Origin of the sequence: Pseudomonas lini (genome assembly GCF_964063345.1) — a bacterium.
GTDB classification, from domain to species: Bacteria; Pseudomonadota; Gammaproteobacteria; order Pseudomonadales; family Pseudomonadaceae; genus Aquipseudomonas; species Aquipseudomonas lini_B.
The window spans coordinates 6,182,715-6,204,715 of record NZ_OZ061318.1 but is presented as its reverse complement, the minus strand read 5'-3'; the positions used below and the strand labels follow the sequence as shown (position 1 = coordinate 6,204,715).

Genomic DNA, 22,001 nt, shown 5'->3' with positions numbered 1-22,001 from the left:
GCCAACCGAAGTCTGAGGTTAATTCAACACGCGTAACAATGCTGCCTCAAGAATCGCCAGCGCTTCGTCGATCTGACCGTCGTCGGTCACCAGAGGCGCAAGGAAGCGCAGCACATTCCGGTGTACGCCGCATTTGATCACCAACAGCCCGCCAACCCTGGCCTGATCGATCAATTGCTGGGTGAGTTCGGCGTCGGGGCTGCGGGCCTCGTCGTCTTTGATCAGTTCGATCGCCAGCATGAAGCCAGTACCGCGTACGTCACCAATACGCGGATGACGTGCCTGCAAGCGCAGCAGGCCCTGACGCAACCGTTCGCCCAAGGCATCACCGCGCGCGAGCAATTGTTCCTGTTCGTAGGCTTCGATCACCGCCAGCGCCGCCGCGCAAGCCAAGGCGTTACCGCCGTAAGTACCGCCGAGACCACCGGGTAATGGCGCGTCCATGATGTGCGCACGACCCACCACGCCCGATATCGGCAAACCACCGGCCAGGCTCTTGGCCACGGTGACCAGATCCGGCTGAATGCCTGCGTGCTGGAAACCGAACCATTTGCCGGTGCGACCGAAGCCGGTCTGAATTTCATCGAGAATGAGCACGATGCCGTGTTGCTCGGTCAGAGCCCGCAGTGCCTGGAGGAACTCCGGCGGCGCGGAGAGGAAGCCTCCATCGCCCTGCACCGGCTCGATGATGATCGCCGCTACCCGGTCCGCGGGAACTTGGGTCGCCAGCAATTCGTTCAGGGCTTGCAGCGCCATCTCGCTGGTGAAACCGCGATAGGCGTTAGGGTACGGGGTATGGAAGACTTCGGGAGCGAAGGGCCCGAAGTTCTGCTTGTAGGGTTGGCTCATGCCGGTCAAGGTCGTACCGAGCAACGTGCGCCCATGGAAACCGCCACGAAAGGAGATGACCGCCGGGCGATTGGTATGCGCGCGGGCGATCTTCACCGCGTTTTCCACCGCCTCTGCACCGGAGGTAAACAGCGCCGCCTTATAGGCTTCGCGACCACCGACCAACTCGCACAAACGCTGTACCAGGTCCAGATAGGGTTTGTAAGCCACCACCTGGAAGCAAGCATGGCTGACCTTTTGCAATTGGGCTTGCACCGCCGCAACCACCTTCGGATGATTGTGGCCAATGTTCAAAACGCCGATGCCACCGACGAAGTCCAGATAACGTGTCCCATCCACGTCCCACACCTCGCAACCCTGGGCACGATCGATAACCAGCGGATGTGCGGTGACCAGTCCCCGTGGCACGAATTGATCGCGTTGACGGAGCAAACTCGGGGTTTCTTCGACTTTACTGTTCATTGGCATCTCTCATAGTGGGCCTGGCAACCGGGAAGCGGCTGCGACGTGTTTCACAGGTTAAGCTTTCGACGCAATTGTCTAAGCCGAACTTGGCCTCTGAGAAATCGGGATCGACTGTTTTCACCCCGGCAAACAGCAGAATCCTTCAGCGGTGGCCAGCCCCCATGGAATCTGCCGATATGCGCCCCCTACAACGCAGCGTCATGTGTTTACGTAGAGTCTTTCGACATATCCTGCTTCGTCACTCGGGCATGCTTGATGCTCCCTATTTAATGCGAGAAATTACCCATGGCCCTGCTCTATAAAGCTGACCCGGTGCGCGGCGAACATTGGAAGCGCCTATTCGCCGAGCATGCTCCAGATATCGAATGGCGTGCCTGGCCAGACATCGGCGATCCGCAGGATATTCGCTACCTGGCAGCCTGGCAGGCGCCGGACGATCTCGACACCTTGTTGCCAAACCTGCAGGTATTGTTCGCCTTGTCGGCCGGGGTCGATCAGCTTGACCTTGACCGCTTGCCCACGACCCTGCCGGTGGTCCGTTTACTCGACCCGAGCATCACCCGGGGCATGTGCGAATACGCCACTTTTGCGGTGCTGAGCCTGCACCGGGATATGCTCCGTTATCGCCAGCAACAAATGGCCCGGTGCTGGCAGGCTCACCTGCTGCAACCGGCAGCCAAACGTCGAGTGGGCGTGATGGGGCTCGGCACACAGGCTCAACAGATTCTGGCCACCTTGCAGCCTTTTGGCTTTGCCTTGTCGGGCTGGGCACGCAGCGAGCATCACATCGACGGAGTGGACTGCTTTGCGGGTGCTGAACAACTTCCGACCTTCCTAGGCCAGTGCGACATCGTGCTTTGTGTCCTGCCACTGACCGAGCAGACCAAAGGGATTCTCAACCGTCAGTTGTTTCAGCACCTGCCCAAAGGTGCTGCCTTGGTCAACATGGGCCGCGGTGGGCATCTGATAGAAGAGGATCTGCTCGAGGCTCTGGCCAGCGGCCAGATCAGCGCGGCGGTGCTCGACGTACTGGAACAGGAACCGGCCGCGCCGGATCATCCCTTCTGGCAGCATCCGCAGATATTGCTGACACCGCATATCGCGGCGATGACTCAGCCAGAAAGCGCATTTAGCGTGCTGCTGGAGAACATCCGTCGGCATCAACGTGGTGAATCAATGCTTGGCCAGGTTGACCGCGAGCGAAGTTACTAACTACTGGCCTTACCCCTCGTTTGAGCAATAACTGCGGCCTGTGAAGTCGCAACTTATGCAATCTACCGAATTGACTTCAGCCCATTGCCAGGCCTCGCCGTAGCTGCGATACAGCCACCCGCTGTGTGCAGCCCGGCCGTGCGGTGATCGACAAGATCCAGGGTTCTCCCGGTTTGCTTCGCAGTGTTCACCTGAGCAGAACGTTGCCTGCCGTACAGGCAACGAATACTAATAAGATCAAATGAGGTAAGCGATGAACATCGCAAAACAAAGCGCTCTCTCCTTGGCGGTCATTGCCGCCACCGCGCAACTGGCAATAGCGGATCAGCAACAGCAAGCCAAGGGCTTCATTGAAGACAGCAGCCTGGTGCTGCTCAACCGTAACTTCTATATGAACCGCGACTTCCGCCATGGCGGCAGCAACAGCCAGGGGATCAACGGCTCCATGCCGTCCAGCGAGCGCAACGGCTATCGCGAGGAGTGGGCACAGGGGGCCATGCTCAACTTCGCTTCCGGTTTCACCCAGGGCACCATCGGTTTCGGCACCGATGCCTTCGCCTACGGTGGGGTCAAACTGGACAGCGGCCGCGGCCGGGCCGGGACCGGCCTGCTGCCGATCAGCAACAACCGCACCGCCCAAGCTGACGTGCCGGACGCCTATGGCGAGATTGGCGGCGCTGTGAAGATGCGCATTTCCTCTACCGTGCTGAAGTACGGCGAACAACGCCCGACCGCTCCGGTACTCGCCACCGGCGACAACCGCCTGCTGCCGGAAACAGCGACCGGCTTTCAATTGACTAGCAACGAGTTCGATGCCTTATCCCTCGAGGGTGGCCATTTCACCGCCTTCAACAATCGCAATTCGACCAACTCCGATGACGGTCTGTTCACCACCTACGGAGGGACCGAAGCTGACAGCGTCGACTTCGTCGGCGGCACCTATAAAATCAACGAAAACCTCATCCTGAAGGCGTACACCAGTGAGGCCGTCAATGTCTGGCGCCAACACTTCGGCAGTGCCTCCTATACGATTCCGCTGGCTGACAAGCAGTCGCTCAATTTCGGGCTGACAGCCTACAAGACCAGTGACCAGGGCGAAGCGCGTGCCGGTAAACTGGACACCACCAGCTGGTCGGCGAAGGCGGCTTATTCCGTCGGCGCCCACAAGCTCACCCTGGCCTACCAGAAGATCGATGGCGACGAGTATTTCGACTACATCGGTGTGGACTCGATCTGGTTGGCCAACTCGGTTCAGTACTCCGACTTCAACGCCCCTAACGAGCGCTCCGTGCAGGCTCGCTATGACCTGAACATGGCCGCCTATGGCATACCGGGGCTGAGTTTTATGACCCGCTATGTCAAAGGCGATCAAATCGATGGCACCAAGGCCGATCCGAACGGCGCTTACGCCAATAAGGTGGGTGATGACCAGAAACATTGGGAACGCGATCTGGAAGCCAAATACGTGATCCAGGAAGGTGCGACCAAGGACCTGTCCTTCCGCCTGCGCCAAGCCACCCACCGCTCCACCTCGTTCGACAGCGATATCGACGAGGTCCGCCTGATCATCGAGTACCCGCTGAGCATTTTGTAAGGATTTTCCCCGGTCGGTTTAGCGCGTGGACCGGCCAACTTTTTTAAAGGCCTCCTCCTCGCTCCCTTAGCCTTGAGGTGCCCATTCGGGTAATGCCAGTCAGTTAATACGCCGCTCCCACATGGATTGCGCTTAACTGACTGGCATTAGCCCAATTCGGGCACCTTTTTTTTTCAGCAATGTATCCATCAGGAGTGCCCTTCGTTTGATCTGCATCCTGAAATCCGACCCGGTATTTGCTGCCGATCCAGCTTCTCATTTGAGCAGTAACTGTGGTCTGCAGAGCCGTCGCTGACGGAATCTGCCGAATCAATTGGAGCCTCTTGTCAGGCCTCTCCGCAGGTGAGATACCAATACTTTGCGCGGAGAAATCCGACCGATTACGCGCCCTGTCAATGGAGACCTGCCATGTCCATTTCGCAACGCCCAGCCTACATCTATCGCCCCATGACCTCAGCCGATGTGGCGTCAGCCCATGACTTGTCCGTGCAGTTGAAGTGGCCCCACCGCCTGGAAGACTGGGCCATGTTGCAGCGCATCGCGCAGGGTTTTGTCGTAGAAGACCAAGACCGCCTGATCGGTACCGCGTTCACCTGTCCGCAGGGAGATTACGCCACCATCGGCCTGGTGATCGTCAGTGATGAGTACCAGGGCCAGGGTATAGGTCGCAAGCTGATGGAACTGGCACTTGAGGCTTGCGGATCGCGTACCCCCGTGCTCAATGCGACGCTGGCCGGCGCCCCGCTTTATGCCAGCCAGGGGTTCATTGAGTTTGGACATATTCAACAACATCAGGGGCACGCACAGGTTCCTGCACTCAATGACCTGGCAGCCGGTGAGCATTGCCGTCCGCTGATCGAAGCCGATCGGAGCAACCAGATTGAACTGGCCAACGCCGGCAGCGGCCTGGACAGACACGCCGTGCTCAATGATCTGTTCGATATCGTCGAACACTCGGTCGGTATCGAGCGCGATGGTCAGCTGCGCGCTTTCGCCATGCTGCGTCCATTCGGCCGTGGTCGCTGTATCGGCCCGGTCATCGCGGAAAATCCAGAGCAGGCCAAGCACTTGATTGCGCTGTTGTTGGCCCAAGTGCCGGACGCCTTCGTGCGCATGGACATACCGTCCGACAGCGGTCTGGCCCCTTGGCTGGAAGAGGCCGGGCTGAAGCACGTCGACACCGTCGCACAAATGGCTCGCGGCACCCCACCGCAGGCTGTCGGCGCAGTGCGCCAGTTTGCGCTGGTGACTCAGGCCATCGGCTGACAAACCCCTCAGTACATCCAACGCAACACGATGCATTTTTTGGAGAAACACCTTCATGCTCGAGCCCACTGCAGTGCTGTTGGCACACGCCGACGGCAGTCCCGCTTCAACAAAATTCACCCCCGGTTCGTTGGGGGTCACCGATCCTTTCGACCGGCACATTGCTTATCTCGGGCCGGATGACATCGCTGCCGGCGTGGTCCAGGCGAGCGGACAATTCAGCGTCGATGACTATCCCTACAGCGAAATGATCGTGGTTCACGCGGGACGCGTCACCCTGCAGAGCCAGGATCACAGGCTCCAACTAAATCCCGGCGACAGCGCCGTGATCGCCCGTGGTACGTCGCTGCAGATCGAGGCGCAACCCGACTCTCTCTGGGCATTCTGCGCGGATACCCAGCTCGTTGAAGAACGCCATCCCGGGCTCACCGCGCTCCCCCCGCTAACCCTGCTCTCTCCCTCGGCGGCACCGGGGCCAGAGATTCTGCTAAGCCCGGCACCGCAATGTCGCTCGCACAATTTGTTTGTCGAAGAACCGACCAACCTGCGCATCGGCGTCTGGGACTCGACACCCTATACCCGCGGGGCGAGGCCGCACCTGCTGCATGAACTGATGCACCTGATCGAAGGCAGCGTCACCCTTCAGGTGGCGGACGGGACTGATCTGACGGTCAACACCGGCGATACGGTATTCGTGCCCCGAGGCGCCCCATGCGCATGGCATAGCAGCGTCTATGTACGCAAGTTCTACGTCGTCAAATAACTGAACCCAGTGAGTGCTGGCAGAGAATATTCCTCCGCTGGCCCCACTACCAAACTGAGCAATCACTTACGGCGGAGTACAGATAATGGGATTAGGTGGCTTCAGTACCGGGAAACTCCTGATCATCCTGTTGATCGTGATCATGCTGTTCGGAACCAGGCGCCTGAAAGGTTTGGGGACGGATATCGGCGACACGATCAAGGGGTTCCGCAAATCCATGGGCGACGATAAGCCAGTCACTGATGAGCCCAGGGATCCGCCCATTGACGTTCAGGCGCGCACGCTCGAAGACTCGGTAAAAAAATACTGAACCCTGGCGAATGCCAAGCCTCAGTCAACCATTCAAACAGAGGTGAAAAGCAGGAATGGAAGTGCAGTCGATGTCAGACAAGTCTGTCGGAGGAGAAGCATTCTGGGAGCGCGTGCGCGCAGCCTATCCGGAGCAGCGCCCCCTACTGAACCTGAACAACGCGGCCGTGAGCCCGCCGCCGCTGGTGGTAGAGCAGGCTATGATCGATGCCTATCGGCTGATCAGCCAGAACCCGGACGTCAACATGTGGAGCAAGCTCGACGCCGAGCTCCCTACGATCAAGCAACAGCTGGCTGACATGGCCGATTGCGATCCCGATGAGATCGCCCTGAACCGCAACTCATCCGAAGGCTTGTCGACAGCCATCTTCGGCATTCCATTGAAGGCCGGCGACCAAGTGCTGGTTTCGCTGTGGGACTACCCGAGCGTAATAGCCGGATGGTTGCAGCGTCAGCAGCGCGAAGGCATCGAAGTGGTGACCGTCGACTTCGACCTGATGGACGACGAGAATGTCATCGTCGATGCTTATGCGCAGGCCATTACCCCGCGCACCCGGGTGATCCAGCTGACCCACATGCTGCACTGGACCGGGCGGGTCCTCCCGGTAAAACGCATCTGTGCGCTGGCCCGGGCGCGGGCGCGGGCGATTATCACGGTGGTGGACGGTGCCCAGACGTTTGCGCAGATGCCGCTCAGCTTCCGCGAACTGGGTTGCGACTACTTCGTCACCAGCCTGCACAAATGGCTGGGCGCTCCGGTTGGCAATGGCATGCTCATTGTCAGGCGCGACCGAATCGACAATACCTGGCCGTTGCTGGGACCTTTCGACCCGCAGCCGCTGCAGATCGACAAGTTCGACCACTGGAATCTCGGCACCTATAACTCGGCGATACAGGCGGGCATTGCCCCCGCCATCCGTTTCCATGCGCAAATCGGCACGCAAGCCATTCACGCGCGTCTACAGGAGCTGACCCGCTACTGGGTTGACCTCGCCAGCAATATCCCCGGTTTCAGGCTCCACACGCCCCTTGATTCCGTTGAGCTGGGCGCAGTCAGTCTGTTCTCTATCGATCAATGCGATGCTCGATGGATTGAGCAGGCGCTTCGAAACACCCACGGGGTGCATGTCAAGTTCCGCCAGATCAGACACATCAGCGGCCTTCGGGTATCGCCGAGCCTCTACACGCAGAAGAGCGATCTATGCCGCTTTGTCGAGGCGCTAAGGCAGGTGGTTGCAAGCAGGTAGACCGGCGGGCCAGGGGGGACACTTGAGACCCACGGAGGCAGTGGCCCCCTGAAACGTGCACCAGCATAAGGACATGTATCAGGGCGAGATCGACTGGGGACGTATTCTTCTCCTCTCTGGCTAATGTCAGCTTCGATGGAATCGTCACTGCCTGCGTAACCTGTAATGGATTGCAAGCCGTCAGCGGAAGACCGGAATCGTCCCTGACGCTGTACGACGGTCCCCGGCAGCCTTCAACTTCTGACCCAACTCGGCTATGCGACGCTCGCCCGCCTCAAGCGCCTGCGCACTGGTATGCACCGAATAGTATCCAAGGTGTAGCGGATAGGGATGGGGTACAGCCGAACCCAAGACAAACACTGCACCCTCTGGACCTGATGCCTGCAAGGCGATAGGTACCTCGTTGGAGTCGAAACTAACCATCTCACCCGCCTGGATAACGCCTCCGGCATTCAGCGCACCCTTGGCGAGCGCGAGCCATCCGACACTGTGGCCGGCAGGTGGCTGATACACCCAACGCTCTCCTGGTTTTAAAGTAACCAGCAAATAATTGACGTTCTTCGGCGCAGGGATAGGGCTTTGCACACCTTGGTAGTTGCCGAGTATCACATGAGCAGGTTGGCTCTCACTGGCGCCCACTGACTGGATGTAGCGACTTTCAGGCTCACCGTTTTCGAGCTCAGCCGGCAAGGCGATCCACAGTTGAAATCCCTGAATGCGAGGAACGTCTTCGGCAGTCAGCTCTTTGCCATGCCAGATACCTGCGCCGGCCCGCATCCATTCGACACCACCATAACCGATAGTCCCTTCCCCATGATCCGGATCGTTATAGCGCACACGGCCTTCTGTAAAAACCGTCACGGTGGCTATGCCCGAATGGGGATGCAAAGGCATGCTCTCCATCGCATGGATAGCCTCTCCACTGACGTCAAAGATGTCGAGGAACACGAAGGGCTTGAGAGCCTGCCCCAGATCAGAAGGACTCATCAGACGGGTAATCGGTCCATGACCTGCCGTTCCTCGCGAGCAGTGCGCAATACGCCGGAACAGACTCGTATCAAGGTTGGTTGAGGAGGTAGTCATGGTTTCGATTCCCGTAAGGTCAGGCTTGCATTGGACGGATGAGGTTCAAGATGCCGACGCGGTGGAGCCAAGCGATACTCGCCGTGATCAGCAGCAGCGCGATTGCCGGTACGGGACTACCGCCAATAACAAACAGGTGGGTGAAAGTAGCAAAACACATGGTGACCGCCAGCAGCAGACCGGCCAGTCCAGCGGTGACGGGTATCAGCAGGGCGATAGCACCCGTTACTTCGACCAATCCCGTCACGGTCCGGAACCACTGACCCAAGCCAATATGTTCGAAGACCTCGACCATCATTGGCACGCCAGCGAGCTTGGCACTGCCAGCTGCCAGAAATGCTGCAGCGGCAACAAGACGTAATCCGAGGGACGTGTACTTGAGAGCTCTGCTCGGAGTGTTCGACGCGGTGGAAGCTTGGTTGCTCATTGTAGTGTTCTCTTTAGAGGGGTCAGAGCCGAACGAGGACAGAGTTAGTATGGGGGGCGGCGCACTGGCCAAAAAATCCCCCCCTTGCCCTTGACTGTTTAAACCCCGGCAATGGCTTCGCGGACGAAGTCTTCATAGGTGCGCAGCGGGTGCCCAATGATGGCCTCTAGCCGATCCACTGTACCGTCAGCCGCTTGCATGCCGAACTTCTGGATGCCCGCCATCATCAGGCGCATGTCATAGGCCAACCAGGTGGGACCGTACGAAGCCAGCTGTCCTTCGAAGGCCGCTACATCGTCACCGCCGTAGGCAATGTCGCGCCCCAAAACGGAGCTCCAGATCTTCGCCACCGAGGCACCGGTAAGTGCCTGCGGCCCGACCAACTCCAGCGTTACACGATCCAGGGCGGAAGGTGCCCTGTCGCGTCGCAGCAACTCTGCAACGGCAACATCGGCGATGTCACGCGCATCTATCATCGAAACGCCCGCCGAGCCGATCGGCATCGGGTATACCGAGTAGTTCTGAATTGTCTGCTGGACCATGAGTTCGTTTTGCATGAAGTAAGCCGGACGCAGAATGGTTGCGGGGATATCGAGGCTTTCGATCATGCGTTCAACCGTATGTTTGCCGGTGAAGTGCGGAACATTGGTGAACTTGTCGGCATGAATCACCGACAGGTAGACGATACGCTCGATGCCAGCCTCCTGAGCGAGGTTCAGCGTGATGAGGGCTTGCGTCACCTCATCGGGCGTAACGGCGTTGAGCAGGAACAGCGTCCGCACCGATGACAGCGCGACGCGCATCGACGGTACATCGGTGAGGTCTGCGACAACTTCAGTAACGCCGGCCGGAAAGTCGCGCTTACCCGATTGGCGCACCAGGGCTTTGACCTCGGCGCCCGCGTTGGCAAGGCCCTGAGTGATAAGTGAACCAATAGTGCCCGTGGCACCAATAACGAGAATGCTCATTTTTGAATCTCCTACAGTGGATATTTAGAGTGGGTCAGCGAGAGAAGTCCGCCACTACCTTGCCAGTCCGTGAAGCGCTGCGATTACGTTCGATGGCCTCAGGGATGTCGGTGAAGCCGACGACTTTGCCGATCCTGGACTGCAGCGTGCCGCTGGCGATTTCCTGGGCCAGCGTCTCCAGAAGTTCGGGGTCAGGTTTGTTCATGAACCAAAGGCCTCGGCGATTCGCCGGCGTGCGCGCCAAGATATCGGGTGATGACGTGCCGACAACGACGCCGTTTTCCGCCAACACCTGCCACGAGCGATCCAGTACCTCACCCCCGACGTAATCAAGCACCAAGTCAATGTCCTGGACGACGTCCTCGAAACGTTGGGATTGATAGTCGATGACATGATCGGCGCCGAGGCTGCGCACATAATCCAGGTCAGCAGTGCCCGCAGTTGCGAAGACCTCGGCGGCGGCCCGCTTGGCGTACTGCACGGCATAGGCGCCCAGTCCTCCTGCCGCGCCGTGAATAAGGATTCGCTGGCCCGGATGAATCGGACCCGCATGATGGAGGCTCTTCCAGGCCGCCACGGCTGCGACGGGTACAGCGGCAGCATGGACGTCATCAAGATCTACAGGCGTAAGGGAGAGGCTCGCTTCACTGACGCTCACGAATTCGGCGTAGGCGCCCAGTCCTCCCACCGCGCCCATGACGCGATCGCCAACACGGAAGCGAGAGGCACCGGGGCCGACAGCCTCGACAACTCCCGCCATTTCGGCGCCGAGTACTATTGGTAGTGGAAGCGGGAAAGCATTTCGCACATGGCCTTCGCGGACCTTCCAATCGATACCGTTCACCCCGGCGGCTCGAACTCGAACCAGAACCTGGCCTTGCGCCGGTTCTGGCTTTGCAACCTCGGCTACTTCCACGGTATCAGCGCCGCCATAGGCTCGGATCAGTACAGCGCGTTGCAGGGTGCTCATTGCAGTTCCTCGTATCGAGTTCCAATGACGAGAAGATATTCTGTTGCATCAGTAAAACGAAGACGCCAACATGTAGACACTACGTTTCAAAAATGGAACACCATGAACCTGAACGCTCTGATCGATTTCACGCTCGTCGCAACGAATGAGGGGCTCGGAAAGGCGAGCCGTGCGAGCGGCATATCCAAAGCCACCTTATCGCGCCGAATCTCCGACCTTGAGGAACAACTGGGCGTGAGGCTGATCGAGCGCAGCGCACGCGGTCTTAAGCTCACCGAGGCTGGAGAGATACTGATGGCCAGGGCCGAAGGGCCGTTGGCCGAGGTGGCCGAAGCCATGACGGCGGCCCGTGAGGGCGTATCGACGCCTCGCGGACGCTTGCGTGTTGCTTCCCCAGTCCTGTTCTCGCAGCTTGCGATGGGGCGCATCGGCGCAGAATTTTGTGCGGCCTATCCTGAAGTCACGATCGAGGTCGTGGCGGAGGATCGCGTGGTTGACCTCGTCGAGGAACAATTTGACGTCGCTATTCGGATCAACCCCAGCCCAGACAGCACTCTGGTCGGCCGCTGCTTCGCCAAGGACCGGCTGGTTGTGGTGGCCGCGCCTGAAATACCGATGCCTACACCCGGCGCAATCAGGTCAGTTCCCAGCATTGTGGTTTCGAGTTTCGAGCCCACCCATTGGAAACTCGATGGAGGGCACCTGGTCCTGGAGCCCATCCCAAAGCTGCGGTTCTCTTCGTTCCTGATGATCCGCGATGCTGCTATCGCTGGCGGTGGTGCTGCCCTCATCCCACAGTCCATCGCATGGAACCAGCTTGCTAGTGGCGAACTGGTCCAGTGGGGCACGGTATCGGGTGTAGAACCCGAACTCTGGGTCGTGCACACGTCCAGGCGTCTTGCTGCTCCGAAGGTTCGCGCATTTGTCGATTTCATGTGCGCTAAATACCCGGACATGTCTCTGGTATTAGAGGGGTAGAAGACCATTCATAGGTCTCGGGTACAGTTGCGCCAGGCGAGTTGCTACATCTCTGGTTTGAGTCGCCATTCGGTCGGATGGACTTTCCCTGAGGTTCAAGAAATTCTACCCAGTGCACATCGCTATTTGCCCAAAAAAAAGCCCGCAGTGTGAACGGGCTAAAAAGGGTGACGCACAAGAATGAATAGAGCTTCCAGCCGACCTGTCGTTACCTCAGCTCAAAGCGCCGCGGCGATTGCCCCACCGACATCCTGGGTCGAGCCCTGCCCGCCCAGATCAGGGGTGATCGGTCCTTGGGAGATAACCTGCTCGATGGCCTTGAGAATGCCGTCATGGGCCGCGCGATAGCGTTCATCGCCATTGCCCAGGAAGTCCAGCATCAAGGCACCGGACCAGATCATCGCAATCGGGTTCGCGATGTTCTGCCCATAGATGTCCGGCGCCGAGCCATGCACCGGTTCGAACAGCGAAGGAAACCGCCGCTCCGGATCGAGGTTCGCCGATGGCGCGATGCCGATGGTTCCAGCGCAGGCCGGCCCCAGGTCGGACAGAATGTCGCCGAACAGATTCGACGCCACCACCACATCGAAGCGGTCCGGTTGCAGCACAAACCGCGCACACAGGATGTCGATGTGTTGCTTGTCCCAGGTGACGTCCGGGTACTTCGCAGCCATCAATGCAGTGCGTTCGTCCCAGTACGGCATGCTGATGGAAATCCCGTTGGACTTGGTCGCCGCCGTCAGGCGCTTGCGCGGCCGGGTCTGGGCCAGGTCGAATGCGAACTTGAGAATCCGGTCCACACCACGTCGGGTGAACACCGACTCTTGCAGCACGAACTCATGTTCGGTGCCTTCGAACATCTTGCCGCCGACCGACGAATACTCGCCCTCGGTGTTTTCACGGATCACCACGAAATCGATGTCCCCGGCTTCGCGCCCGGCCAGCGGACACGGCACACCGGGAAACAGCCGCACCGGACGGATGTTCACGTATTGGTCGAAATCACGGCGAAACTTCAGCAGCGACCCCCACAAGGAAATGTGATCCGGCACCTTGTCCGGCCAGCCCACGGCGCCAAAGTAAATCGCGTCGAAGCCCTTGAGTTGTTCGAACCAGTCGGCGGGCATCATTTGCCCGTGTTCCAGGTAATAATCGCAATGCGCCCAGTCGAGCACTTCGATGCTCAAATCCAGTTGCCATTTTTTTGCGGCCTGCTCCAGTACCCGCAGCCCTTCCGGCAAGACTTCCTTGCCGATGCCATCGCCGGCAATCGCGGCGATTCTGAATGGTTTGCTCATCAATCGTGGCTCCTCAATGTCTGTTCAAACCGGATCACAGCCCGCCGATGTGGAAGGCTTTGACTTCAAGGTATTCATCCAGGCCGTACTTGCTGCCTTCGCGACCCAGGCCCGATTGCTTGATACCGCCGAATGGAGCGACTTCCATGGAAATGAGCCCGGTGTTGAGACCGATCATGCCGAACTCCAGCGCCTCGCCGAACCGCCATGAACGGCGCAAATCCTGGGTGAAGAAATAGGCGCCCAAGCCATACGGCGTGGCATTGGCCAAGGCCAACGCCTCTTCCTCGGTGGTAAAGCGCATCAGCGGTGCAACTGGGCCGAAGGTTTCTTCGCTGGCCAGCAGCATCCCGGCATGGGCTTCAGCGAGCACCGTCGGCTGGACGAACTGGCTGTCGCCCTCGGGGATGCCGCCACAGAGCAAACGCGCGCCCAGGCTCAGGGCATCGTCGATGTGCCGGGCAACCTTGGTCACCGCCGCCGCATTGATCAGTGGGCCGATGGTCACGTCGGCGTCCAGGCCATTGCCGACCTTGAGCTTGCCCACCTCCTCCACCAGGCGCTGGGCGAAGCGTTCGTAGATACCGTCCTGCACCAGAATCCGGTTGGCGCAGACGCAGGTTTGCCCGGCGTTGCGAAACTTGCTGACCATGATGCCCGTCACTGCCTGTTCCAGATCAGCATCGTCGAACACAATGAACGGGGCGTTGCCGCCCAACTCCAGGCTCAAGCGCTTGATGTGTTCGGCGCTCTGGCGCATCAGCAGCCGACCGACAGCGGTGGAACCGGTGAAGGAGATTTTGCGCACCGTCGGGTTGCCGGTCAGTTCTTCGCCGATGCCGGCGGGCATGCCGGTGACGACGTTGAACACCCCGGCCGGAATGCCGACCCGTTCGGCCAGCACCGCCAGCGCCAGCGCCGACAGTGGCGTCAGGTCCGAGGGTTTGACAATGATCGTGCACCCGGCGGCCAGGGCAGGCGCGCACTTGCGGGTGATCATCGCATTGGGGAAGTTCCAGGGGGTGATCGCGGCGCAGACCCCGACCGGCTGTTTGAGCGTGAGCAAACGGCGGTCGCCGCTGGGTGCCGGTATGGTTTCGCCGTAAACCCGTCGGGCTTCTTCGGCGAACCATTTGACGAAGCCTGCACCGTAGCGAATTTCGCCTTTGGCTTCATTCAGAGGTTTGCCCTGTTCGCAGGTCATGATCAGCGCCAGGTCGTCGAGGTTGTCGACCATGGCCTGATACCAGCGCTCCAGCAGCGCCGCCCGCTCTGCCGCCGGGCGTGCGCGCCATGCCGGCCAGGCGCGGTCGGCGGCTTCGATGGCGCGTCGGGTTTCGCTGCCTTGCATCGCGGGTACGCGAGCGAGCAACTGGCCGCTGGCCGGGTCGATGACGTCCAGGGTGGCGGCGTTGTCGGCGCTGATCCACTGACCGTCGATGTAAGCGAGTTCTACCAGCAGGCTGGGGTCTTTCAGGCGATTCTTGAGCATGGTCGAGTCCTGTTCCGAGACAGCCTTCAGTTTATTGAGTCGTCACAGGCGAGGATGCTGAAAGCGCCGCTACTGGAGCCTTTGAATGCTGAAAATCGGTATTCGACGGCAGGCTCTACTGTTGGTGGGGTGATGGATATTGTCGCGGTCAGACGATGCTCTCTACACATTCCGTGGGCTACAGCGATTCACTGTCGGGGCTTGGTGCTTGGTGCTGGGAGTACATATCCATTTCTGCGGTAACGGCCGCTTAGGGTTCCGCCCTGACGGCGGGTCACTTTCGAAAAGCGCGAAAGTAACCAAAGCGCTTTTGCCCCTCCATTCGGTGCCTCGCCTAGGCTCGGCATGCCATAACGAAGGCATTGCTCCGGGGGCCCGCCGCCATCGGCCATCCATGGCCGGGGGCGGCTACCGCGGCATCCTTGCCGCGGTGCCCCCTGCGCAGCGCCTGCGTTCGGCCTCTGGGAAAGGGGCGGCAGATCAAGATCAAAAGCCAAAGCAACGGCAACGGCAACGGCAAGATCAACAGCTTCGCGAGCAGGCTCGCTCCCACACTTGGAGTGGGTACATTCGGGGAAGACTGGTCGACTGACAGGCCGCCATCGCAGGCAAGCCAGCTCCCACAGTGGATTGGGTACATTCGGGGAAGACTGGTCGGCTGACAAGCCGCCATCGCAGGCAAGCCAGCTCCCACAGTGGAGTGGGTACATCCGGGGAAGATGGGTCGGCTGACAGGCCGCCATCGCAGGCAAGCCAGCTCCCACGGTTGGATTGAGTACATCCGGGAAAAATTGGTCGGTTGACAGGCCGTCATCGCACCGATGCGGCGCCCCGACAAGCCAGCCCCCACAAAAAATCAGAGCACATCCAAAAATCAGAGCACATCCGCTCTGCCTTTCACCACTCAACAGTCCGAGCGTTAGCTCGCCTGCAGCTCTTGATCTTGAGGCACCGCCCCCTCGAGAGGCTTCGTTCCGGTTCTGCGCAGTGGGCAACCCGGCATGGATGCCGGGTTAGCCGCGCACGGCCATGGATGGCCGATCGCGGCGGGCCCACGGAGCAGGACCGGAGCGAGGGCATGCCGAGCCTAAGCGAGGCACCGAACGACAGGGGCAGAAGCGCTTTGGTTACTTTCCGCCGGGCCGCGCAGGCTTTTCGAAAGTGACTCGCTGTAAAAGCGAAACCAATAGTAGCCGTGACCACAGAAACGGATATGTACACCGATCAATGTTCGGTGTCAGCAAGCAGGACACTAAAGCCGCATCGACCCCAACAACCCTTGCAGGAAATGCTCGCCGGCTTCGATCTGGCTGATCTCGATGAACTCGTCAGGCTTGTGCGCCTGCTCTATCGAACCCGGGCCACAGACCACCACCGGCACATCCAGCCGCTGTTTGAACAACCCGCCCTCGGTGCCGAAGGAGACCTTGGCGGTACCGGCATCCGGCGCGGCAAAGTTCTTCAAAAAGCGCACCGCTTCGACACTCGGGTGAGTATCGAGGCCGGGATAGACGTTCAGGGTTTCAATTTCGATATCCGCCACGCTGGACAGCTTTTTCGCTTCGCGCACGATCACTTCGGCACGCTCGCGCATCTGCTCCAGGAACTGATCCGGGTCGTCCGCCGGCAAGTTACGCACTTCGAAATCCAGGGTGCACAGGTTCGGCACGATGTTCAGCGCCTTGCCGCCGACAATCTGCCCGACATGCACGGTGCTGTAGGGCACGTCATAGTCCGCATCCTGGGCGCCCTGCTCTTGCAGTTGCTGCTGGCTCTGACGCAGTGCCGCGATGAAATCGCAGGCCACGTGTATTGCATTGACCGAACGCGGTGCCAGCGAGGAATGCGCCTCCAGACCGCGACAGTAAGTGCGGTAAGAACCCTTGCCCTTGTGCCCGAGCACGAACTGCATATTGGTAGGTTCGCCAATCACGCACAAAAACGGCCGCACCGGCGCCAGGTGCAGCACGTCGAGCAAACGCCGCACGCCGACGCAACCGATTTCTTCGTCATGGGACAGCGCCAGTTGCAATGGCCGGTTCAATGAATGATCGGCGGCATCGAGCATGGCGTCGATGGCCAGCGCGATAAAGCCCTTCATATCGCAACTGCCACGGCCATAAATCCGCCCGTCCTGCACCGTCGCCTGAAACGCCGGGAAGGTCCAGGCCTGTCCCGCTGCGGGAACCACATCGGTGTGCCCCGACAGCAAAATCCCCGGCACTTCCCGTGGACCGGTACTGGCGAACAAGTTGGCCTTTTTGCCGCTTTCGTCCTTGACGATCAACGACTCGATGCCCTTGGTCAGCAGCAGATCGCGCACGTACTCGATCAAGGCCATGTTCGACTCCGAAGAGACGGTGTCAAAGGCCATCAGACGCTTGAGAATGTCCAGTACGCGGGGTTTCATGAGGCCTTGCTCCGTTGCTCGGCTGAAGAAGCGAACCGGTTGATGGAGAACGGCGAAATCGAAGTGCTGGTACTACCGGTGCTGATCAGTTCGGCCATCACGTCGCCCACGCCCGGCCCGAGCTGGAAACCATGGCCGGAGAAGCCGAAGGCATAGAACAAGCCATCAACGGTGCCGCTTGGCCCCATCACCGGCAGAGAATCAGGCAGGTAGCCTTCAATGCCGCTCCACACGCGAATGATGTTCAGGTTACCGACACCCGGCAGCAGGCGACGCATCTGATCCATCTGATTAAGAATGCTGCGCGGCTCGACATAGGCCCGGCGGTTGAGCATGTCTGGTTCGCTGCGATAGCCGCCACCGATGATGATGTTGCCGCGGGGTATCTGGCGGAAATAGATCACTTCCTCGGGAATCTTGGTGTAGACGCCAATCACCGTCGGCAAGGCGTACGGTACCGGTTCGGTCACGGCCATTTGCGGGCCATGGGTGTCCAATGGCACCGGCTCGCCGAACTGCGCCGAGAGCTTCTGGCCCCAGGCACCGGCAGTAATCAGCAGGCGATCGGCGCTGAACTGACGGCCGTCGGTGGTTCGGATGCTGAACTCGCCGCCAACCTTCTGCACCTCGGCCACTTCCGTGCGCTCTTCGATCCGCGCGCCGAGACGTCGCGCGGCCCGAGCAAACGCCGGTGCCGCCAGACGTGGATTGGCGTGGCCATCGTGGGGGGCGTAGGAGCCGCCCTTCACACCCGGGCCGAGGAACGGAAAGCGCTTGTGCAACTCGTCACCATGAAAGATCTTCAAGTCCAGCTGCTCCGCCTCTGGGGCGTCTGCATAGGCTTGCAGCTCGGCGATCTCGTCTTCGCGGTAACACACGCGCAAATGCCCGCTGGCAATGAATTCCAGGTCATCGTCGATCAGCTCCGGTAAACGCTTCCACAGCGCCCAGGAACGATTGGCCAACTCCAGCTGCCCGAGGTAACGCCCTTGACGTCGCACGTTGCCGAAATTCACGCCGCTGGCGTACTGACCGATCTGGTCGCGTTCCAGCAGAATCACCGACTGCCCGCGCTGGCGCAGGAAAAACGCCGCCGCCGAACCCATCAGGCCGCCGCCGACAATCACGACATCGGCTTTCTGTACCGTCATGGCGACACCTCCTCGGTGAGCATCGAAAGGGGTTTGACCGGTGCCTGACCGCGCTGACGACCGACCTGTTCCACGCAAACGCCGGCGGCCGCGGCAATCACCTCAGCCCCGGCCTGGGAGCAATAACGCCCCTGGCAGCGGCCCATGCCGACCCGGCTGAAGGCCTTGGCCCGGTTGACTTCACAAGCACCTTTTTCCCGGACCACTGCACGCAATTCGCCCGCGCTGATCATTTCGCAGCGGCAGACGATGGCCGTGTCCGGCAACGCTTTGGCTTGCGCCGCCGGCCAGGGAAACGCCTGAGCCAGGCCGAGACGAAACTGATCCATTACCGCCAGCGCGTGCCGTTGTTCGTCGCGCAACCCGATGTTCACCGGTTGCTGCAGATCCTCCAGCAGCGCCATGGCCACAAGGCGCCCGGCGTGTTCGGCGGCATCGGCACCGCGAATTTTCGAACCGTCGCCGGCGGCATATACACCACTGACCGAGGTCCGACCGTCTTCATCGACAGCCAGCCACCATTGGCTGGAGGCCTCGTCAAAGCGCATACGGCAACCGGCCAGGTCGGCCAATTGGGTTTCCGGGCGCAGGTGATAACCCAGCGCCACGGCATCGCACGTCACCGTCAAAGTTTCACCGCGCGCCGTGCGCACGCGTACGCCACTGACACCATTGGCCGCATCGCCCAGTACTTGAAGCGGCGAAATGCCCAGATGCACCGGGATCTTCGCTCGATAGAGCTGCGCCAGCAGTTTCATCCCGGTGAACAGCAATCCGGGGCGCGCCAACAGTTTCGGCAACGCGCCGATTCGCTTGCTCAACGGTGAGGTGTCGAGCACCGCCGCGACCTTGGCCCCGGCTTTCACATATTGACTGGCGACCAGATACAGCAACGGCCCGCTGCCCATGAACACCACGCGGTGGCCGATGGAAACCGCTTGGGACTTGAGCGCAATCTGCGCTCCGCCCAGGCTATAGGTGCCCGCCAACTGCCAGCCTTCGATCGGCATCAAGCGGTCGGTGGCGCCGGTGCACAGGATCAGCGCGTCGTAATCCACCGTCGAGTGTTTGCCCTGGCTGACACAGCACAGTTGCCCCGGCGTCAGGTTCCACACCAGCGTGTCCGCACGGTAGTCGATCTGCCCGCGCAAGCGGTCGAAGCTCTGGTGCAGGTCGTTGGCCTTGGCCGCTTCGGTGCCATACAGCGTGGCGTAATCGCGGGTAAAACCTTCGGGTTGGCGACGGTAGATCTGCCCGCCATCCCGGCGATTCTCGTCAATCAGGATGGGCTTGAAACCAGCGGATACCAGGGTTTCGGCACAACGTATGCCAGCCGGCCCGGCGCCGACGATAACGACTCGATGAGTGCTCAGCCGCGCAGTGGCCATATCGCCTCCGGTTGTGTGGTGACAATATCCAGCCCTTCACGGACCTCATTGGAACAGGCGCGTAGACGCTCGCCGCTGCGGGTCCAGACCCAACAGTCCTGACACGCGCCCATCAGGCAGAACCCGGCGCGGCGACCCGAATCGAACTCCGATTGGCGCAACGCCGAGCCCTGGGTCAGCAACGCGACCATCAGCGTATCGCCCTTCAGCGCCTCGATAGGCTTGCCGTCTACCTGCAGTTTGATAATGGGCCGGCCCTCTTCGGCCAGCCTTACGAAACGCCCGTTCATGCATAGGCTCCCGCGGTCATGCTGTTGGAATCCTTCTGGGTTTTCAGCAACTCGGCACTGTCGTGATGACAAAGGACTTCACTGCCGCCAACAATCAAGTGACGGTCCGGTGGGACGCAATTGCACAGGCCGTCAACCCGCACCGGGCAACGATTGAGGAACGTGCACAACCCAGCCACATTGGCTTTTGTACCAATGGGCGGCAGCGTGCCGCAGGTCGTTGTTCCGCAGCCTTCCAGCCAGCCCTGGCGCAACTCCGGCACCGAATGGATCAACAGGTCGGTGTAAGGATGGAACGGCGCCTCAGCGTACGACTGGCGACTGCCGGACTGAATCTTGTGGCCGCTGTACATCACCACAATGTCGTCGCACAGCGCTCGCACAGTGGAGATGTCATGGCTGATGAACAGATAGGACACGCCCAGTTGCTGACGCAGGTCGCGCAGCAGTTCGAGAATCGCTGCACCGACAACGGTATCCAGCGCCGAGGTCACCTCGTCGCACAGAATCAGATCCGGCTTGGCGGCCAGCGCCCGGGCCAGATTGACCCGTTGTTTTTGCCCGCCGGAGAGTTCGTTCGGGCGGCGTTCGGCCATGGTTCGCGGCAAGCGCACCAGATCCAGTAGCTCGCCGATACGTTCGCGCAGCGCGGCCCCCTTAAGGCCGAAATACATCTTCAGCGGACGACTCAGAATGGTGCTGACGCTGTGCATCGGGTTGAGTGCGGTGTCGGCATTCTGGAAGACCATTTGAATGCGTCGGAACTGCTCGTCGGTGCGCGACGACAGGCTGCCACCCAAGGGTTGGCCATCGAAAGTCAGACCACCGAGAGCGGGCTCCAACAATCCGGCCACCACTCGTGCCAGGGTCGACTTGCCGGAACCCGACTCACCGATCACGCCGATGGCCTGGCCTCTGCGAACCGTCAGGTCGATGTCTTCCAGCACGCGAATGGCCGGCATGCCTTGCGCATTCTTGTTGCCGTAACCGGCGGTCAGGCCCTGGATGGTCAGCAGCGGCGTCTCTTCGGCAATGCCGCAAGGCGGACGAATCGTCGTGTCCGGCCGCGCCGCCGCCAGCAGGCTACGGGTGTATTCATGGGCCGGGCCATTGAGCAAAGGTCCGGTAGCGCTCTGTTCGAAGATCTCGCCGCCATTGAGCACCACGATCTGGTCAGCCATTTGCGCGACTACGGCCAGGTCATGGGAGACGTAGACCGCCGTCGCGCCGCGATCGCGCACTACTCGCTTGAAGGCTCGCAACACATCGATCTGAGTGGTCACATCAAGTGCCGTCGTTGGTTCGTCGAGCACCACCAGCAGCGGATCGCTGATCAGCGCCATGGCCGCCATCACCCGTTGCAGTTGCCCGCCGGAGACTTGATGGGGGTAACGTTGGCCAATGTTATCGGGATCAGGCAGGGCCAGATCGCGGAACAACTCGATGGCCTTGGCCTCAAGCACAGCCCGGTTGCCCAGACCATGAATCAACGCGCCCTCCACCACTTGGTCGATGAGTTTTTTCGCCGGGTTGAACGCCGCCGCAGCGCTTTGCGCGATGTACGACACACGGTTGCCGCGCAGGCCTTGCAGCTCGCTTTCGCTCAACGCCAGCATGTCGTGTTCGCCGATTTGCACCACGCCACCCGACAGCCGACAGCCACGCCGGGCATAACCGAGCAACGCCAAGGCGATGGTGGTCTTGCCGGAGCCAGACTCACCGATCAACGCCAGCACTTCACCTTTTTCCAGGGAGAAGCTCACGCCCTTGACGATTTCCACCTCACCGAGCTCGCCACAGGCGACCACTCGCAGGTCCTGGACTCGAATTAATTCGCTCAT

At 60.3% G+C, this 22,001-nt stretch carries 19 protein-coding genes; 7 read left to right on the top strand and 12 right to left on the bottom strand.

The window, feature by feature from the left end; genetic code table 11:
* Positions 1 to 18: 18 nt before the first annotated feature.
* Positions 19 to 1,311 carry a 4-aminobutyrate--2-oxoglutarate transaminase gene (gene gabT / locus AB3226_RS28205; protein WP_367375455.1) on the bottom strand — a complete coding sequence of 431 codons (1,293 nt, stop codon included), beginning with the start codon at positions 1,309 to 1,311 and terminating at the stop codon, positions 19 to 21.
* A 288-nt stretch (positions 1,312 to 1,599) separates the two neighbouring features.
* Between gabT and AB3226_RS28200 the strand changes: the two genes are divergently transcribed.
* The 6 genes from AB3226_RS28200 (at position 1,600) to AB3226_RS28175 (ending at position 7,705) form a co-directional block, all read left to right on the top strand.
* Complete coding sequence (locus AB3226_RS28200) at positions 1,600 to 2,526, top strand: 2-hydroxyacid dehydrogenase (RefSeq protein ID WP_367375454.1); 927 nt, start codon at positions 1,600 to 1,602, stop codon at positions 2,524 to 2,526.
* Between the two features lie 253 nt (positions 2,527 to 2,779).
* Complete coding sequence (locus AB3226_RS28195) at positions 2,780 to 4,120, top strand: OprD family porin (RefSeq protein ID WP_367375453.1); 1,341 nt, start codon at positions 2,780 to 2,782, stop codon at positions 4,118 to 4,120.
* Positions 4,121 to 4,528: 408 nt separating this feature from the next.
* Positions 4,529 to 5,386 carry a GNAT family N-acetyltransferase gene (locus tag AB3226_RS28190; protein ID WP_367375452.1) on the top strand — a complete coding sequence of 286 codons (858 nt, stop codon included), beginning with the start codon at positions 4,529 to 4,531 and terminating at the stop codon, positions 5,384 to 5,386.
* Positions 5,387 to 5,441: 55 nt separating this feature from the next.
* The gene (locus AB3226_RS28185) at positions 5,442 to 6,149 is read left to right on the top strand and encodes a cupin domain-containing protein (RefSeq protein ID WP_367375451.1); all 708 of its coding nucleotides are present in this window, start codon (positions 5,442 to 5,444) and stop codon (positions 6,147 to 6,149) included.
* 85 nt (positions 6,150 to 6,234) lie between these two features.
* A complete protein-coding gene (tatA, locus tag AB3226_RS28180) occupies positions 6,235 to 6,459 on the top strand; it encodes a twin-arginine translocase TatA/TatE family subunit (RefSeq protein WP_367375450.1) in 225 nt (74 codons plus the stop codon).
* 70 nt (positions 6,460 to 6,529) lie between these two features.
* Positions 6,530 to 7,705 carry an aminotransferase class V-fold PLP-dependent enzyme gene (locus AB3226_RS28175; protein ID WP_367375449.1) on the top strand — a complete coding sequence of 392 codons (1,176 nt, stop codon included), beginning with the start codon at positions 6,530 to 6,532 and terminating at the stop codon, positions 7,703 to 7,705.
* A 180-nt stretch (positions 7,706 to 7,885) separates the two neighbouring features.
* Here AB3226_RS28175 and AB3226_RS28170 read toward each other — a convergent pair whose 3' ends face one another.
* From AB3226_RS28170 to AB3226_RS28155, 4 genes are all read right to left on the bottom strand, one after another.
* On the bottom strand, positions 7,886 to 8,788 hold the full coding sequence (locus tag AB3226_RS28170) for a pirin family protein (protein ID WP_367375448.1): 903 nt from the start codon (positions 8,786 to 8,788) through the stop codon (positions 7,886 to 7,888).
* 19 nt (positions 8,789 to 8,807) lie between these two features.
* Positions 8,808 to 9,215, bottom strand: a complete 408-nt coding sequence (locus AB3226_RS28165; protein ID WP_367375447.1) for a DoxX family protein — start codon at positions 9,213 to 9,215, stop codon at positions 8,808 to 8,810.
* A 98-nt stretch (positions 9,216 to 9,313) separates the two neighbouring features.
* Positions 9,314 to 10,183 (bottom strand): NmrA/HSCARG family protein, encoded by an 870-nt coding sequence (locus AB3226_RS28160; protein ID WP_367375446.1) that lies wholly within the window; start codon positions 10,181 to 10,183, stop codon positions 9,314 to 9,316.
* Positions 10,184 to 10,217: 34 nt separating this feature from the next.
* Positions 10,218 to 11,153, bottom strand: coding sequence for an NADP-dependent oxidoreductase (locus AB3226_RS28155; protein ID WP_367375445.1), 936 nt, complete (start codon positions 11,151 to 11,153; stop codon positions 10,218 to 10,220).
* Positions 11,154 to 11,255: 102 nt separating this feature from the next.
* Between AB3226_RS28155 and AB3226_RS28150 the strand changes: the two genes are divergently transcribed.
* A complete protein-coding gene (locus AB3226_RS28150; RefSeq protein ID WP_367375444.1) occupies positions 11,256 to 12,131 on the top strand; it encodes a LysR family transcriptional regulator in 876 nt (291 codons plus the stop codon).
* Between the two features lie 218 nt (positions 12,132 to 12,349).
* Here the strand turns inward: AB3226_RS28150 and AB3226_RS28145 are convergent, their stop codons facing one another.
* The 7 genes from AB3226_RS28145 to AB3226_RS28115 form a co-directional block, all read right to left on the bottom strand.
* Complete coding sequence (locus tag AB3226_RS28145; RefSeq protein ID WP_218433753.1) at positions 12,350 to 13,429, bottom strand: tartrate dehydrogenase; 1,080 nt, start codon at positions 13,427 to 13,429, stop codon at positions 12,350 to 12,352.
* A gap of 34 nt (positions 13,430 to 13,463) precedes the next feature.
* Positions 13,464 to 14,921, bottom strand: a complete 1,458-nt coding sequence (locus AB3226_RS28140; protein WP_367375443.1) for an NAD-dependent succinate-semialdehyde dehydrogenase — start codon at positions 14,919 to 14,921, stop codon at positions 13,464 to 13,466.
* 1,252 nt (positions 14,922 to 16,173) lie between these two features.
* On the bottom strand, positions 16,174 to 17,331 hold the full coding sequence (gene argE, locus AB3226_RS28135) for an acetylornithine deacetylase (RefSeq protein WP_367375442.1): 1,158 nt from the start codon (positions 17,329 to 17,331) through the stop codon (positions 16,174 to 16,176).
* Positions 17,328 to 18,482 carry an NAD(P)/FAD-dependent oxidoreductase gene (locus tag AB3226_RS28130; protein WP_367375441.1) on the bottom strand — a complete coding sequence of 385 codons (1,155 nt, stop codon included), beginning with the start codon at positions 18,480 to 18,482 and terminating at the stop codon, positions 17,328 to 17,330. The genes argE and AB3226_RS28130 overlap by 4 nt, the downstream gene beginning before the upstream one ends.
* Positions 18,479 to 19,870 carry an FAD-dependent oxidoreductase gene (locus tag AB3226_RS28125; protein WP_367375440.1) on the bottom strand — a complete coding sequence of 464 codons (1,392 nt, stop codon included), beginning with the start codon at positions 19,868 to 19,870 and terminating at the stop codon, positions 18,479 to 18,481. Before AB3226_RS28125 ends, AB3226_RS28130 begins: the two co-directional genes overlap by 4 nt.
* Positions 19,852 to 20,160: a (2Fe-2S)-binding protein gene (locus AB3226_RS28120; RefSeq protein WP_367375439.1), complete on the bottom strand. Its 309-nt coding sequence runs from the start codon at positions 20,158 to 20,160 to the stop codon at positions 19,852 to 19,854. The genes AB3226_RS28125 and AB3226_RS28120 overlap by 19 nt, the downstream gene beginning before the upstream one ends.
* The gene (locus AB3226_RS28115; RefSeq protein ID WP_367375438.1) at positions 20,157 to 22,001 is read right to left on the bottom strand and encodes an ABC transporter ATP-binding protein; all 1,845 of its coding nucleotides are present in this window, start codon (positions 21,999 to 22,001) and stop codon (positions 20,157 to 20,159) included. Before AB3226_RS28115 ends, AB3226_RS28120 begins: the two co-directional genes overlap by 4 nt.